This window comes from Luteimonas sp. 8-5 (genome assembly GCF_029763755.1).
Lineage (GTDB): Bacteria > Pseudomonadota > Gammaproteobacteria > Xanthomonadales > Xanthomonadaceae > Cognatiluteimonas.
Genome location: NZ_JARUVM010000015.1, coordinates 1 through 14,835, shown reverse-complemented (window position 1 = coordinate 14,835; position 14,835 = coordinate 1). Strand labels below are relative to the sequence as shown.

The 14,835-nt window shown below is 69.4% G+C and carries 18 protein-coding genes and 1 pseudogene; 5 read left to right on the top strand and 14 right to left on the bottom strand.

The genetic code is table 11. The features are described from left to right. Positions 1-394, bottom strand: a pseudogene (locus tag QAA18_RS03290) (permease); the annotation flags it as partial. Next, positions 391-1,065, bottom strand: a complete 675-nt coding sequence (locus QAA18_RS03285; RefSeq protein ID WP_343226736.1) for an ATP-binding cassette domain-containing protein — start codon at positions 1,063-1,065, stop codon at positions 391-393. The pseudogene QAA18_RS03290 and the gene QAA18_RS03285, both read right to left, overlap by 4 nt. Positions 1,066-1,132: 67 nt before the next feature. Here QAA18_RS03285 and QAA18_RS03280 point away from each other — a divergent pair, with 67 nt between their 5' ends. Continuing rightward, entirely contained in the window at positions 1,133-1,816 is a 684-nt protein-coding gene (locus QAA18_RS03280) for an arylesterase (protein WP_279410983.1), read from the top strand. Here the strand turns inward: QAA18_RS03280 and QAA18_RS03275 are convergent. Continuing rightward, positions 1,780-2,136 carry a DUF1428 domain-containing protein gene (locus QAA18_RS03275; protein WP_279410981.1) on the bottom strand — a complete coding sequence of 119 codons (357 nt, stop codon included), beginning with the start codon at positions 2,134-2,136 and terminating at the stop codon, positions 1,780-1,782. The genes QAA18_RS03280 and QAA18_RS03275 overlap by 37 nt on opposite strands. 84 nt (positions 2,137-2,220) lie before the next feature. On the opposite strand from QAA18_RS03275, the gene QAA18_RS03270 reads away from it, so the two are divergent. Continuing rightward, entirely contained in the window at positions 2,221-2,910 is a 690-nt protein-coding gene (locus QAA18_RS03270) for a GNAT family N-acetyltransferase (protein WP_279410980.1), read from the top strand. A 49-nt stretch (positions 2,911-2,959) separates the two neighbouring features. Next, positions 2,960-3,550 carry a hypothetical protein gene (locus QAA18_RS03265; RefSeq protein ID WP_279410978.1) on the top strand — a complete coding sequence of 197 codons (591 nt, stop codon included), beginning with the start codon at positions 2,960-2,962 and terminating at the stop codon, positions 3,548-3,550. Between the two features lies 1 nt (position 3,551). On the opposite strand, the gene QAA18_RS03260 is transcribed toward QAA18_RS03265, so the two are convergent. Further along, the gene (locus tag QAA18_RS03260) at positions 3,552-5,717 is read right to left on the bottom strand and encodes a penicillin acylase family protein (RefSeq protein WP_279410976.1); all 2,166 of its coding nucleotides are present in this window, start codon (positions 5,715-5,717) and stop codon (positions 3,552-3,554) included. Positions 5,718-5,826: 109 nt separating this feature from the next. Here QAA18_RS03260 and QAA18_RS03255 point away from each other — a divergent pair, with 109 nt between their 5' ends. Next, the gene (locus QAA18_RS03255; protein ID WP_279410974.1) at positions 5,827-6,870 is read left to right on the top strand and encodes an ATP-dependent Clp protease proteolytic subunit; all 1,044 of its coding nucleotides are present in this window, start codon (positions 5,827-5,829) and stop codon (positions 6,868-6,870) included. Between the two features lie 3 nt (positions 6,871-6,873). Here QAA18_RS03255 and QAA18_RS03250 read toward each other — a convergent pair whose 3' ends face one another. From QAA18_RS03250 to QAA18_RS03205, 10 genes are all read right to left on the bottom strand, one after another. Further along, positions 6,874-7,536: a serine/threonine protein kinase gene (locus QAA18_RS03250; protein ID WP_279410972.1), complete on the bottom strand. Its 663-nt coding sequence runs from the start codon at positions 7,534-7,536 to the stop codon at positions 6,874-6,876. Between the two features lie 2 nt (positions 7,537-7,538). Beyond that, positions 7,539-8,054 carry a sigma-70 family RNA polymerase sigma factor gene (locus QAA18_RS03245; protein ID WP_279410971.1) on the bottom strand — a complete coding sequence of 172 codons (516 nt, stop codon included), beginning with the start codon at positions 8,052-8,054 and terminating at the stop codon, positions 7,539-7,541. A gap of 76 nt (positions 8,055-8,130) precedes the next feature. Beyond that, entirely contained in the window at positions 8,131-9,873 is a 1,743-nt protein-coding gene (locus QAA18_RS03240) for a DUF2207 domain-containing protein (protein WP_279410969.1), read from the bottom strand. Further along, positions 9,870-10,430, bottom strand: a complete 561-nt coding sequence (locus QAA18_RS03235; protein ID WP_279410968.1) for a LemA family protein — start codon at positions 10,428-10,430, stop codon at positions 9,870-9,872. Before QAA18_RS03235 ends, QAA18_RS03240 begins: the two co-directional genes overlap by 4 nt. After that, positions 10,427-10,663 (bottom strand): RNA-binding S4 domain-containing protein, encoded by a 237-nt coding sequence (locus tag QAA18_RS03230; RefSeq protein WP_279410966.1) that lies wholly within the window; start codon positions 10,661-10,663, stop codon positions 10,427-10,429. The genes QAA18_RS03235 and QAA18_RS03230 overlap by 4 nt, the downstream gene beginning before the upstream one ends. Then, a complete protein-coding gene (gene msrA, locus QAA18_RS03225) occupies positions 10,656-11,336 on the bottom strand; it encodes a peptide-methionine (S)-S-oxide reductase MsrA (protein WP_279410965.1) in 681 nt (226 codons plus the stop codon). Before msrA ends, QAA18_RS03230 begins: the two co-directional genes overlap by 8 nt. Positions 11,337-11,347: 11 nt before the next feature. After that, entirely contained in the window at positions 11,348-11,917 is a 570-nt protein-coding gene (gene msrB / locus QAA18_RS03220) for a peptide-methionine (R)-S-oxide reductase MsrB (RefSeq protein WP_279410963.1), read from the bottom strand. Positions 11,918-11,930: 13 nt separating this feature from the next. Further along, positions 11,931-12,326, bottom strand: coding sequence for a DoxX family protein (locus QAA18_RS03215; RefSeq protein ID WP_279410962.1), 396 nt, complete (start codon positions 12,324-12,326; stop codon positions 11,931-11,933). Between the two features lie 59 nt (positions 12,327-12,385). Next, complete coding sequence (locus QAA18_RS03210) at positions 12,386-13,339, bottom strand: DMT family transporter (protein ID WP_279410961.1); 954 nt, start codon at positions 13,337-13,339, stop codon at positions 12,386-12,388. 15 nt (positions 13,340-13,354) lie between these two features. Next, positions 13,355-14,236 (bottom strand): LysR substrate-binding domain-containing protein, encoded by an 882-nt coding sequence (locus QAA18_RS03205; protein WP_279410959.1) that lies wholly within the window; start codon positions 14,234-14,236, stop codon positions 13,355-13,357. 110 nt (positions 14,237-14,346) lie between these two features. On the opposite strand from QAA18_RS03205, the gene QAA18_RS03200 reads away from it, so the two are divergent. Continuing rightward, a partial coding sequence (locus tag QAA18_RS03200) for a DMT family transporter (protein ID WP_279410958.1) occupies positions 14,347-14,835 on the top strand: 489 nt, incomplete at its 3' end.

Below are 14,835 nucleotides of genomic sequence, written 5' to 3'. Positions count from 1 at the left end.
CGTGCTCGCTGCCGTCCTCGGCGAGCAGGCGGATCGTGCCGCGCAGCGGATAGCCTGCGCCGAGCGCGTGCAGCTCGCCCATCTGCAGGCGGGAGTCGTCGCCGCTGCCGACGCGCACCATGGTCGTCAGTTCCACCCGCTGCGTGCTCTGCAGTCCCTGAGCGCGAGCGGCTTCGGCGATCGCGCCGGTGACCGGGGCGTCGCCCCGGACCACGGCATCGCCGCCGAGCAGGGTGTTGGCCTGCAAGGCCAGCGCGCGCTCGGCGCGGTCGGTGACGAAGCCCACCGCGGTCACGGCCACGACCGCGAGTACCAGCGCAGCGATGAGGATGCGCACGTCGCCGGCGGCGATGTCCCGGCGCAGCTGGCGCCAGGCGAGTCCGGCGGCCCTCATTCGTCGGCTGCCGGACCGGAAACCAGGCGGCCGCTGTCCAGTCGCAGGCGCCGGCCGCAACGCGCGGCCAGGTGTTCGTCGTGGGTCACCAGCACCAGGGTGGTACCGGCGTCCTGGTTGAGCGCGAACAGCAGTTCGATGATCGCCTCGCCGGTATGGGTGTCGAGGTTGCCGGTCGGCTCATCCGCGAACAGCAGCGAGGGCTCGGTGACGAAGGCGCGTGCCAGGGCGACGCGCTGCTGCTCGCCGCCGGACAACTGCCGCGGATAGTGGCCGAGGCGCTGCCCCAGCCCGACCTTTTCGAGGATGGCGCGCGCCGGCCCCTCGGCGTCGCGGTCGCCGCGCAGTTCCAGCGGCAGCATCACGTTCTCCAGTGCCGTCAGCGAGGGCAGCAGCTGGAAGCTCTGGAAAACGAAGCCGACCTTGTCGCCGCGCACCCTGGCGCGGCCGTCCTCGTCGAGTTGCGCCAGTGCGGCGCCGTCCAGGTGCACCGTGCCCGCGCTGGGCAGGTCCAGGCCGGCGAGCAGGGAGAGCAGGGTGCTCTTGCCCGAACCGGAGGCGCCGACCACGGCCACGGTGTCGCCATGGTCGATGCGGAAATCGATGTCCTCCAGGATCACCAGCTCTCCATCCGGGAGGGAAACGCGCTTGCCCAGTCCCTGGGCCCGCAGGGCCGAGCCATGCCCGGCTAAGGAAACATCGGTCAAAATGAGGTCCTCGAAGGTATCGGATCCGGCAATGAACCCGACCAGATATGCGGCACGACGCCCGCGGATGCAATGGGCCATAGGCTTGTTCGTGCTGCTGTTCGCATTCGCGGCCACCGCGCGCCCGGGGCACACGGTGCTGGTAATGGGCGATTCGCTCTCGGCAGGCTACGGGATGGCGGCGTCGCAGGGCTGGGTCTCGCTGCTGGGCGAGCGCCTGCAGGCAGGGCACCCGGGATGGACGGTGGCCAACGCCAGCATCAGCGGCGAGACCACTGCCGGCGGTGTCTCCCGCATCGATGCGGCGCTGGCGCGCACGCAACCGGAGGTGGTGGTAATCGCGCTGGGCGCGAACGACGGCCTGCGCGGACTGCCGCTGGCGCAGACCCGCGCCAACCTGGCGAAGATGGTCGCGGCCTCGCGCAAGGCGGGCGCCAAGGTCCTGCTGGTCGGCATGCGCATGCCGCCCAACCTGGGACGCGAATACACGGAGGGCTTCGAAGCCAACTACCGTGTCGTTGCGAAGGAGGGTGGGGCGACGCTGCTGCCGTTCCTGCTCGAGCCCATCGCAGCCGAGCGCGACGCATTCCAGGCCGACAACCTGCATCCAACCGCGGTCGTGCAGCCGCAGCTGCTCGACCACGTGTGGAAGGCGCTCGAGCCGCTGCTGCGTCCGGCTCAGGCGAGCTCGAAGACCGGCGCGAATCCGCCGTAGATCATGCGCTTGCCGTCGTAGGGCATGGGGTTCTTCTCCATGTCCATGCGCGGATCCTCCATCATCTTTTCCATGCCGGCGTCGCGGGTCGCCTTGTCCGGCCACTCGATCCATGAAAACACCACGGACTCGCCTTCCTTCGCCTGCACCGCGCGGCGGAAGTCGGTGACCTTGCCGTCCGGGACGTCGTCTCCCCAGCACTCGATGACACGGATGGCGCCGAACTCGATGAACATCGGGTCGAACTGGCGCGCATATTCGATGAACTTCCCGCGGTTGGCGTCTGGCACTGCGATCACGCACCCATCGATATAGGACATGTCCGGTCTCCTGCTCTGGTGGCGGGGAATGACGATAGCCGATCGATGTTGGGCCGGCGTCACGGCCGTGATGTAATCGCGCCCATGAATGGGCCAGACCCCCTCGACAACCCCTTCTGGTCGGCGCTGGCGACCCGGCATTGGGCCGTGGCCCTGCGCGATGGAGACGTGGCGCGCTATCCCCCCGAGTTCGCGCCGTTCCTGGGCGTGGCCAGCGCCGATGCCGACGCGGCCGCTGCGCTGGCGAAGCTGGTGGCGCCTGGCGAGACGGTCCTGCTGCTCGGTATCGCACCGGCCGGGTTGCCATCGGGCTGGACGCTGCAGGCCCTCGGCGACCTGGCGCAGATGGCCTGCGATGCGCCGCTGGAGGTCGTACCCGGCCCGGAGATCATCGAACTGGGCCAGCGACACCGCGACGACGTGCTGGCGCTGACCGCGCTGGTCTATCCGCACTATTTCCGCGCGCGGACGATGGACCTGGGGCGATACTTCGGCATCTACCGCGAGGGCCGCCTGGCGGCGATGATCGGCGAGCGCCTGGGCACGGGTGCCGACATCGAGATGAGCGCGATCTGCACCCACCCCGACTTCAACGGCCTGGGTTACGCGCGGCGCCTGACGGCGTGGCTCACCAACCAGACCCTGGCGCAGGGACGCTTGCCGTTCCTGCACGTCAGTCCCGACAACACGCGGGCCAGGCTGCTCTACGAGAGGATGGGTTTTCGCCTGCGGCGCCACATCCCATTCTGGTCGTTGCAGGCACCTGTCCTCTGAATCCCGGATCGCGCGTTCTGCCCTTCTGAATGTCAATGGGAGGTGGTGCATGCGAATCCTGATCCTGGGGGCGGTCCTTGCGGTGTGCGTGCCCGGCGCGGCGACGGCGCAGGAGTCTGCGGCGGGCGAACCGATGGATTGCACGAAGCTGGAGGGCCTGGACGCACAGATGGCGTGCCTGAAGCAGCACATCGACGGCCTCAAGGCGATGTCTGCCAATGCCGAGCCGATCGAAACGCTGCCGCCGGACGAACCGCGGATCATCGGCGACCGCAGCTCGGCTGCCTGCCATGCGCGCGGCAAGTCGCAGCCGGTCTGGCCGAACGGCCAGCCGATGGGACCGACCGCGAACATCGACCAGTGCGTGGAGAACCACGGCGTGGCGCAGGCCGACTTCGTCGAGTTCTGCGAAGCAGGCCTGGGGATCACGCAACAGGCCGGGCCGGGCAACGTGGTCCTGCGTTACCTGGACAAGTGCCCGGCTGCTCCGAAGTCGAAATGCAGCCTCAAGGGATTGCCCCGCGCCGGCGGGAACGAGGACGATCCCGGGACCTACACCGCGCGGGTGGACTTCCTGTACTACCCGGGCGGAGACCAGCAGGCCGGGGACGTCGGCTGCACGGACAAGCAGTTCTTCTGAGTCAGCGGGTGCCGACCCGGTAGACCTTTTCCGTGTGGCCTTCGAGTTGTTCGGGCCAGAAGTACACCTGGCGCAGGTTGCCGGTGCTGTAACGCTCGGCCTGGTCGTTGAAGTGCGGCGACGCCGGGTCGCCGCTTTCGCCGCCCGCGGTCACCGCGCGCGCGCTGACCTTGTCGCCGAACTCCACCGCGGCAACGAAGCTGTTGCCGCTGGTGCCGTAGTAGCGCTTCGTGCCCGGCCAGCGATGCGCGCCGAACGAGGCCAGCGAGCCCCAGCGCGCCGAGGTGAACGGCACCGGGATGCTCGGCCTGGCGTCGTCGAACACCTGCACGATCGCGCCGTCGTTGCGCTGGTAGCGGTTGATCTCGCCCCAGGCCGTGCCCCAGCTGCCGAAATCCTGCTCCAGGCGTTCGACCGCGCTCGAGAGCGCGGCCAGCCGCGCCTGCGGACCGGCCTCCGTGGCCATGTAGTCGTAGACCGACTTGCCGGCCGCGCGCGCCTTGCCGGCGACGTCGTCCCATAGCGCATCGCCCCAGAACACTGCGAGCGAGGTCGGCATCGAGGCGATGTTCCAGCGGTAGTCCCAGTCGCGCAGCAGGGCGATGGGTCCGGCCAGCCTGGCCTCGCGCGCGTCGCCAGCCGGCAGCGCATCGAAGTCGGCGACCAACACCGGCAGCAGCTGCTCGAACGCGGGCAGCCATGGATCGTAGGCGTCGGCGATCAGCGAGGGCAGGGTGGCATCGCGCAGGCCGGTCAGCAGCGCGGTGGCGTGGATACCGCGCGGGTTCTCGCCGAACGTATCCATGTAGCGCGGGTAGTCGGCGGGCTTGGGGCTGAATTCCGCGGCGGCCGAGTAGGGCCAGTTGTTGGTGTTCATCACCCAGCCGTTGGGCGGGCCGATGACGTTGGGCGCATCGGCGATCGCATGCAGGCCCTTCCAGTCCGTGGCCGGGTCGCTGCCGTCGACCGGTTTCGTGTAGTCGAAGCGGTCGTCGCGCACCGGGATGAACTGCGGATGCAGGTAGGCGATCTCACCCTTGTCGCTGGCGAACAGGGTGTTGTTCGAGGAATTGGCCTTGAGTTCCGCCACCTCGAGGTAGCTGGCCAGGTCGGTGGCCTTCGTCCGCTGCCAACTCTGCTGCAGCGCTTCCAGCGGGGTGTTCATCAGCGCGGTGGCGATCCACTTGCCGCCTTCCTCGCGCACGATCGGGCCGTGGTGGGTGAAGTAGGCGGTGAAGGTGCGCTGCGCCATGCTGCCGTCGGCGGCGCGGTAGGGAACGACGATCTGCCGCGTGGTCACAGCCCGCAGTTCATCGCCGTAGCGATAGGCCAGTTTGCCGTCGTCGCGGACGATGGTTTCGGCAAACTCGTCGACCACGTCGACGCCACTGGAGGTGTGCATCCAGCCGATGTGGCGGTTGAAGCCCTGGTAAATGAAGAACTGGCCCCAGGTGACCGCACCGTAGGCGTCCAGGCCTTCGTCGCTGGTCATGTGCAGCTCGGAGCGGAAGAAGAACGAGGTGTGCGGGTTGATCAGCAGCAGGGCGTTGCCGCCCGCGGTCAGCTTCGGTGCGATCGCGATGCCGTTCGAACCGGTGGGTTCGGCCCAGCTCGGGGGCGGTTCGGCGAAGGCGATGGCCGCGGCGGGGTTGGCGCCATGGTTCTTGTCATAGAACGCGGCCAGCTGCTTGAGCGAGACCCGTTCGATGTCGCCGCCGATGCTGCCTTCGCTGAAGCTCAGCGCCATCCACGGCTCGAAGCGGGTGATGACCCGCGGCTGCACGTCCGGGTGCGTGTCCAGGTAGTGGTTGAGGCCCGCGGCCCAGGCGTCCATCAACTTGCGCAGCCAATCCGGGCTCTGCGCGTACAAGCGCTGGAGCTCCGCCGGATCGATGAACAGCTTCATCCGCAGGTCCTGCCAGATCGCGGCTTCGCCCTCGGCCTCGGCCAGGCGGCCCATGGCGTTGATGTAGTTGGTCTCGACCCGGTTGAAGTCGTCCTCGGCCTGCGCGTAGGTCATGCCGAACACGGCGTCGGCGTCGGTCCTGCCGTGCACGTGGGCGATGCCCCAGTCGTCGCGGGTGATGGTGGCCTGCTGCGCGATGGCGCCGGTGGATGCGAGGCCCAGCAGCAGCGCCAGGCCGATCCTGAAGGTGGAAGTGCTCATGGCCGGGAACCCTAACATGCGGGGGCGCGCGCATTTAACACCCGTTGGGCCGGATGAAGGCCGCCAGCCCCTAGACTGGAAGCCCCGCCTCCCTCACCCATCCGCCGGCATGTCAAAAGCGTGGTTCGTCCTGGTTTCGACGCTGCTCGTCCTGGCGGCGTGCCAGAAGCCGCCTGCAGAACCCGCCGAAGAGCTGCCCACGACCGCGAGCGCCGCGGCCGCGGAAGGCAGCGGGGCCATCATCAGCACGCCGACGGCCATCGCGCCGCCCATGGACGAGGATGTGCTCAGCGGCACCAAATGGCCGCCGGCCACGCTCACCTCGGGCAAGGCCTCGATCAGCTGCAGCACCGACTACGTCGAAGTCGGCGACGGCCAGTCCCTGGTCGACCTCGGCTTCCTCAGCGTGCTCGACGCGATGACGCCATGCCGCGAGGCAGGCGTCGTGCGCCTGCGCTACGAGGGCAAGGTCGCCGCCGACTTCGCCGACCTGGTCGAGCGGGTGACCGCGATGGCCGAGCGGATGGCGATCGACAAGCGCATCCTCGACATCGATTCGGCCGGCGGCCAGGTCGAGGACGCGATCCGCGCCGGCGACACCATCGCCAATACCCACTGGACCATCTGGGTGCGCGAAGGCGGCATGTGCCACAGCGCCTGCGTGTTCATCCTCGCCGCCGGCGACAACCGCCTGGTGTCCGGTCCGGTCGGCATCCATCGCATCATCCGCCTGTACTCGAAGGCGACCACGCGCGCCGAACTGGAACAGGAGCTGCGCGCGGTGCACGACCGGATCAAGGGTTACTTCGCACGCAACGGCGCCGACGTCGCGGTGGCGGACATGATGATGACCGTGCCGAGCAGTTCGCTGCGCCTGTTGACCGACGAGGAACTGCGCGCCTATGGCTTGTCGGGCAGCAACCCGGTGCAGGACGACCTGGAGCGGATCCGCCTGGCGCGCAAGTGCGGCGAGCCTTTCGTGCATCGCCGCGAAGCCTTCCTGCGCGAGTTCGAACTCAAGTGCGCGGCCAACGAGGACGGCAGCAGCCAGGACGTGGAAGGCATGGGCGACTGCGGCATGGAGCTGCGCAAGCGCTACGACTTCCCCGACGACAAGTGCCCCGCCGAGAGCCCGCTCTCCGAATACGACTGAACCTCAGCCGCGCTCGAACTCCTCGATGTCGTCGAACAGGCGCAGGTTGCGGCGGATGCCGTCGGCGCCGTCGTCGATGCGGGCGTACAGGCTGCCCGGCTTGCGGGTCGCGCGTGCGCTCCAGAGCCAGGTGGCGATGGCGCCGACCGCTCCGATCGCGAGGTTGATCCAGACCCAGGCTGGCGTGCCTGCGCCTGCCGGGGCGTGGGAAAGCCCCGCGAAACCGATCACCACGACCACCCACATGATCCACCACGGTGCGCCACAGGCGTTCGAATTGAGTACCTGCATGCGCAGCATCAGGCGCAGTCGCTTCTGGATGGCGAGCACGGGTGCGCCGGGGTCGAGGCTGATCGCCAGCGCGGCGACGATGCCGGCCAGCGCGACGTGCAGCACGCCGAACGCATGCAGGGCGACGCCGGCGGCGAACAGGCCGGCAACGTCGAGGTTCTGCCTCCAGCAGGCGACACCCAGCACCACCAGGCCGACGCCGAGCAGCGCCTGCAGGGTCATGCCGACCAGCAGCGGACGCAGGTTGCGGCGGGCACGATCGGCGCGCCGTTCCTTCAGCAATTCCAGCTGCAGGCGGTCTTGGCGGGCCAGGCGCGCATCCAGTGCCCGCCAGGCGGACTTGAGGTCGTCGAGTTCCATTGCATTGGTTTCCATGGTCATGCGGCTCCGGTGAGTTGCTGGCGGATGCGCTGCTTGAGGCGTCCGACCCTGGTGGCGACATTGGTTTCGGTGATGCCCAGCACTTCGGCGATCTCGCCGTGGCTGCGCTCGTCGAGATAAAGCAGCATCAGCGCGCGGTCCAGCGGCGGCAGGGCGGCGATCACCCGATGCAGGACGTGCAGGTCGGGATCGGTGCCGGCGGCTTCGGCGCCAGCGCCGACGCCGTCGTCTTCCAGCGGCACCTGGTGCCGATCGCGCTGGCTGCGGCTGCGCAGGTGCGAGATGCCGACGTTCAATGCGATCCGGTACATCCAGGTGGTGACCGGACGGCGTTCGTCGTACTTGGGCCAGGCCCGCCACAGCTGCGCGGCGATCTCCTGGGCAAGGTCGGCGCGGTCTTCGGCATCGCGCGCATAGCTGTTGGCGACCTTGAACACGATGCCGCGATGGCGCTGCAGCAGTTCGCCGAAGTCCTCGCGGGCGTCGTCGCTCATGGCGGTGGCAAGTTCCATTTACGGTCCTGGGTGCGGTGGCGTGTCAGGACCATGATTCGCACCAGGGCGGGAAATATCACACCGGGGTGTGCCTTCAGCGGCCGCCGCCGCCACCGCCCCCGCCACCGCCGCCGGAGAAGCCGCCACCGCCGCCTCCGGAACTGCTGCCAGGCGGCGTCGCCGACGAGGCGATCCGGCTGCTGAGGCTGCTGCCGATGCTGTTGGCGAAGCTGCCCATGTCGGTGATCGCGCCGCCCTGGTACCAGGTGATGGCCGAGGCGCTGGCCGCCGCGGCCGCCGCGCCCACGGCAAGGGTGAACTTGCCGGTCCAGGCGTCCTCGACTTCGAGCGCTACCGCGTAGGGCAGCAGCCTTTCATAGCGCTCCGCATCCAGGCGCGGCTCGGCGCCCGGCCCCTGCATGCGCGCAAGGTCGTCCTTCTCGGCGACGCCCAGGTAGAGCTTCAGGCCTTCGATTTCGTCCAGCAGCTTGCGCCCGGCCGGCGTGGGCGCGCGCACGAGGATGGCAAATGCGATCACCATGGCGAACATCAGCAGCGCGCAGCCGATGATCCACGGGATGCCGGCACCGCCGCTGATGCCGAAGGCGACGCCGATCGCAAGCGCGCCGACCAGCGCGGCGATGCCGACGCTCTCGCCGTTGCTGTCGAACATCGCGGGCTGGTACTGGCGCTTCAACGCCTCGAAGTGCGCGGCACGGGCCTTCTGCAGCGCAAGCGCATTGGCCTTGTCCAGCTCGATGCTGTCCCTGTCGCCGGCAAACAGCCGCGCCGCCAGCGCACCCAGCGGGCCATCGCGCGGCGGAGTGTGGCTGGCGACCCGATGCAGGGTCCAGGCATCCTTCAGCACCTTGTCCTCGCGTTCGATGCGCAGGCCGCCGGCGACCGCCAGTGCCAGCACGTCGGCCGAGAAGTCACGCATGTCGGGGGCCATCTTCAGCATGTAGCGCAGGCCGCCCGGCGTGTGCCCCGCAGGCGGTTCATAGCGCGCGATGATCACGCCGCCGCGCGGGTCGCGACCGACGCGGTGCCAGCGCAGCAGGCAGTAGGCGGCCACCAGCAGCAGTCCGGCCAATGCCACCAGCACCGCGGCGTTGTCGCGCAGGAACCACGCGATGCGCTGCATGCGGTCCGGTTCGGCGACAACGCCCTTCGGAAACGACAGCACGATCGTCAGGCCCTCGCCCGCGGCGAGCGGGCCGGAGAGCGACCATCGGGCGATGCCGGGCGCGGGAAAGCTCGCGCTGGCCGCTTGCCCGCGCTCGCCGTAGGCGCCGGTGTACGCCAGCGCTTCCATCGCATCCACCGGCACCGCCTGCGGAAGCCGCACCTCGACGCTGCCGCGTTCGATCGGGAACGCCCAGCCGTGGCCGATCGCATTCCAGTACAGCTCGTCGTGGTCGTCGAAGAAGCCGAGCTGGCGCGTGGTCCGGTAATGCAGTTCGAAGGTGTAGTCGGCGGGCACGTCGAGGAAGTCGTCGTTGCCGGTGTTGATGCGCACGCCGTTGTCGCGCTGCTCGGTGAACCACGGCTCAGGGCGGCCGTTCCGGCTGACGCCCAGCACTTCCAGGCCGACCATCACGCGATTGCCGTGGCGATCGCGGTAACGCGTCGGGAAATCGCGATAGATGCCGCGGCGGATCTGCGAGCCCTCGGCGCGCACGGTGATGCGCTCGGTGACGTCCAGGCTGCCGTCCCCGGCCACGACCACTTCGCTGTCGTAGGCGAGGATGCGTTCCTGCGCCCGCAGCGGCGTGGCGAGCGTGGCCGCCAGCAGCAGCGACGGCAGGGCCAGCCGCAGCCAGGCGGCGGCCTTCATTGCCCGAACTCCACCTCGACCGGTGCCCGCCCTTCCGCGCCGGCCTGGAAGTAGTCCGCGTCCTGGAAGCCGAAGGCACGCGCCACCACCACGTCGGGTATGCGCTGCAATCCGTTGTCGTAGTCGCGCACGGCGCCGTTGTAGAAGCGTCGGGCGTATTGCAGGTGCTCCTCGACCTCGACCAGTTCGGACTGCAACTGCATGAAGTTGGCGCTGGCTTTGAGGTCGGGATACGCCTCGACCACCGCCAGCAGCCGGTCCAATCCTTGCTGCAGTGCGTCCTCGATCGGTTCCAGCCGTTGCGGCGAGGACTGCGCCGCCATCGCCTGGGTACGCAGCTCGGTGAGCGACTCCATCAGCGCCTGCTCGTGCCCGGCATAGCCCTTCACCGCCGCAACCAGCGAGGGCACCAGGTCGTGGCGGCGTTGCAGCTGCACGTCGATGTCGGCCCATGCGGTACGCACCTGGTTGCGCAGCCGCACCAGGCGGTTGAACACGAACACCGCCCAGGCCGCGAGGGCCGCAACGACAAGCAGTGCGATGGTGGCGGCGCTCACGCAGCGCTCCCGGCGACGCGGATCGTCGTGCCCGCCACCCGCACCTGCTGCCCGGCGCGGATCTTGCAGGTCTTGCGCAGTTCGACCGCGCCGTCGACCTCGACCTCGCCGCTGGCGACCAGGGCCTTGCCGGCGCCGCCGCTGTCGACCAGCCCGACCAGCTTCAGCAGCTGGTTGAGTTCGACGTAGTCGCCCTCGAGCTCGAAATCGATGCCGGAATCATGCTCAGCCATGCGGCGCACGATACAACGCCGGGAACATCCTTTTCAGGTGCACCAGCTTGGGCGCGTCGTTGTAGACGATATAGGGCTCGTCCGGATGGTGCTCCAGGTAGTCCTGGTGGTGGGCTTCGGCAGGGTGGAAGCCGTCCAGCGGGGCGACCTTGGTGACGATCGGGCCGGCGAAGGCACGGGCGGCCTCGAGCTGGGCGATGTAGGCCTCGGCGACGCGCTGCTGCTCGCGGTTCGCGGCAAAGATCTGCGAGCGGTACTGCGGCCCGACGTCCGGACCCTGTCGGTCGAGCTGGGTCGGGTCGTGGACCACCGAGAAGAACACCTTTAGCAGTTGCCCGTAGCTGACCTGCTTCGGGTCGTAGACCACCCGCACCGCCTCGGCATGCCCCGTGCGCCCGGTCGAGACCAGCAGGTAGCGTGCACTCGGCGCGCTGCCTCCGGAGTAGCCGGATACCGCCGACTTCACTCCGCGGACGTGTTCGAACACCGCTTCGACGCCCCAGAAGCAGCCACCGGCGAACACCGCGGTTTCCGTCGTCGCGGCCGGGTTCGCGGCGACGTCGACGGCGGGGTCGGGCAGGGCGACGGGCTTGCTGCGCGCGCCGGCAAGGTTGCAGGCGGCCAGCAACGCCGCGGCGGCGACGGCGGACAACGTGGACCGGAAAACGGTCATTGAAACCTCCTTCAAGCGGCTGGCGCGAAACGCAGCGCCGCGGAGTTCATGCAGTAGCGCAGGCCGGTCGGCTCGGGGCCATCCTTGAACACGTGGCCCAGGTGCGCGTCGCAACGCGCACAGGCCACCTCGGTGCGGACCATGCCCAGGCTGAAGTCGCGGTCTTCCACGACATTCTCCGGCGCAATCGGTTGCCAGAAGCTGGGCCAGCCAGTGCCGGATTCGAACTTGGTGGCGGAGTCGAACAGGGCGGTGTCGCAGCACAGGCAGCGGAACACGCCCTTGCGGTGTTCTTCCAGCAGCGGGCCGGTGAAGGCGCGCTCGGTGCCCTCGTGGCGGGTCACGGTGTAGGACAGCGGCGAAAGCTGGCGACGCCATTCGGCATCGGTCTTCACCACCCGGGGCAGGCTGGCCAGGCGCAGGCGCTTGCCGTCGTCGGAGAATTCGACGATCGGCACCGGGCCGCCGGCCGCCACGGCGGCATCGCTGCGGCGGCTGCAGCCCAGCGCAAGCCCGGCCAGGGCCAGGGTGGATCCGGCGATGAAGTCGCGGCGCAGCATGCCCGTTTGGACAACGGGCATGCGCGTTTGGTTCCTAGCGGGTGTTGACACCGAACCGCCCCGGGCCGATCAGGGCCACGGCGATCGCGGTGCCGAGGAACATGCCCTGCAGTTCCAGCATCCAGCCGCCCTGGTCGTTGAGCATCCCCAGCTGCCCCATGTGCGCCAGGCCGATCGCGAACAGCATGTTGACCACGATCAGCAGCGCGCCGATGCGGCCGTAGAAGCCGGCGATGACCGCGAGGGGCGCGAGCACCTCGCCGACGAACGCCCCGTAGGCCAGCACGCCCGGTAGGCCGTGCGCCACGAGCATGCCTTCGATTCCCTCCACCCCGCCCCGCAGCTTGGCGATGCCATGCAGCAGGACCAGGATGCCCAGCGTCAGTCGCAGTACCAGTTTGCCCAGGTCGGCCTGTGTCGTCGGATTCATTGCTGGCCCCTTGTCGTGGATGGCGCCCGGCTTGCGCGCCGGCCTGAGCATACCCCCGCTCAGGTGGCGCTGGTGACGTCCCGCGATTCGCCCGTGGCCAGGACCTCGACATGCTCGATCCGGCGCGGCCTGACCAGCATGGGGTAGGCCAGCACCACGGCCAGGATGATCGCCACGCCTGCGTAGAAGGCCGGGGTCAGGTCGTGCTGTTCGCCCAGCAGGATGATCGCCAGGAGGATGGCGTAGACCGGCTCCAGGTTGACCGCCAGCTGCGCGCCGAAGGCGCTCATGTGGCGCAGGGCGACCAGGGACAGCACGAACGGAAGCAGGGTGCAGGCCAGCGCCAGGGCCAGCAGCAGCAGCGCGTCGCGCGGGCCCGGCAGGGCCAGCAGGTCGCCGGCGAACACCGGGAACAGCAGCGGCATCATCGGCGCCAGCGCGGTCAGGGCGAGGGCCCCGGCACCGAGCTCCAGCGCGGTCATCGTCATCGGGTCGGCGCGTTCGACCAGGCGCTTGTTGAGCGAACCGAAGATCGCGACCAGCAATGCCGAAATCGCGCCGACCGCGATGCCCAGGCGCATGCCGCCGGGCACCCCGCCGACCACCAGGGCCACGCCCGGCAGCACCGCGATGCCCAGGCCCAGCTCGCGCCGCGAGAACGCGCGGCCGGCCAGCTTCGGCTCCAGCAGCGCGGTGAACACCGTGGCCAGCGCCATGCAGGTCGCACCGACCGACGCGTTGGCGAGCTTGATCGAGCCGTAGAAGGTGAGCCAGTGCAGCGCCACCAGCACGCCGATGCCGGCGTAGGCCCAGCGCAGTCGCGCCGGCATCGCACGCAGCCCGCGCCAGACCCGCGGCACGCAGGCAAGGGCGGCCACCACCAGCAGCATGCGCCACCAGGTCAGCGGCAGCGCGGGCAGGGAAATCAGCTTGCCGAGGATCGCGGTGAAGCCCCACAGCAGCACGCAGAAATGGATCTGCAGGAGGGCCTTGCGCGAGTCGGACATCGCCATCGGCGCATTGTAGGGTCAGGGCGTGGCGGCTTCGCGCAGCAGCCAGTCGGCGAAAGCCTGCGCGTCGTCGCCCAGGCGTCGGTGCGAAGGGTGGATGAGGTAGTAGCTCCAGCGCGCCGGCATCGCCGGCCCGGGCAATCGCACGAGCCGGCCGGAGGCGAGGAACGGCGCAACCAGGCGCTCGCGCGCCAACGCGACGCCGAGCCCGCTGGCGGCGGCGTTGAGGGCGGCATTGGAATCGGTGAAGCGGTAGCGCTCGTCGAGCGCGGCATGGCGCACGTTCGCCGCGCGTGCCCAGTCGGGCCAACCCTGGTGTCCGGCATCGCCGATCAGGCTTGCGCCGGCGACGTCCTCCGGGGTGCGCAGCGTTTCGACGCCGGGCATGTCCGGCGCCGCGACCGGAAACAGGGTCTCTTCGTAAAGCAGGCGGGCCGAAAGCCCCGGCCACTGGCCGCCGCCATAGCGCACGCCCAGGTCCGGGCCGCCATCGTCGAAGCGGGTCAGGGCATAGCCGGTCTCGATGCCGATGCGGATCCCCGGATGCGCGGAAGCGAACGCAGGCAGCCGCGGCAGCAACCAGCCGACCGACCACGAGTGCAGGGTGGCGATGCGCACGCGGCGCTCGTCGCGGGCCTCGCGCACGCCGCGGACGGCAGCGTCGAGGTCGGACAGGCTGCTGCCCGCCGCGTCGGCCAGGCGCCGTCCGGCTGGCGTCAGGAGTACGCCGCGCGCATGGCGTCGGAACAGCGGCACCCCGAGCCAGGCTTCGAGCTTGCGCACGTGATGGCTGACGGCGCCGGCGGTGAGGCTGAGCTCCTCGGCGGCGTGGGCGAAGTTCTGGTGCCGGGCCGCCGCCTCGAAGGCGGCGAGCGCGGGGAGCCATCCGGAACGGATCATCTTAGCATCTAGCAGGATTAGTGGCTGTAGCCAGAAGTATGCGCTTGTGCGGCTCACAAGGACACCGAAAATGGGCATCAGGCATCAATTCCGCTCTCCTGGAGTTCCCCATGAACAGTGTCGCCAGCGCCACCTCCCTCCCCGCCGCGGCGGCGCGATACCCCACGGCGACCCTGGAATTGATCGTCCTGGGCGCGATCTGGGGCGCTTCCTTCATGTTCCTGCGGGTGGCGGCGCCGGATTTCGGGCCGCTGGCGCTGGTCGAGGTGCGGCTGGCCCTGGGCGCCCTGGTCCTGCTGCCGTTCCTGTGGCGAGCGCGCTCGCGGTTCCCGCTGCGCCTGTGGCCGAAGCTGGCGATGATCGGCGCGATCAATTCCGCGATTCCCTTCAGCCTCTATGCCTGGGCGGCCGAACGCGCGCCGGCCGGCGTCGGTGCCATCGCCAATGCGCTCACCGTGTTGTTCACGGCGCTGGTGGGGGTGCTGTTCTTCGGCGAGCGCATCAGCGGGCGACGCGCGCTGGCGTTGCTGGTCGGCTTCGGCGGCGTGCTGGTGCTGGCCAGCGGCAAGACCGCGGGGGCGAGCGTCGGCCTGGCCGTG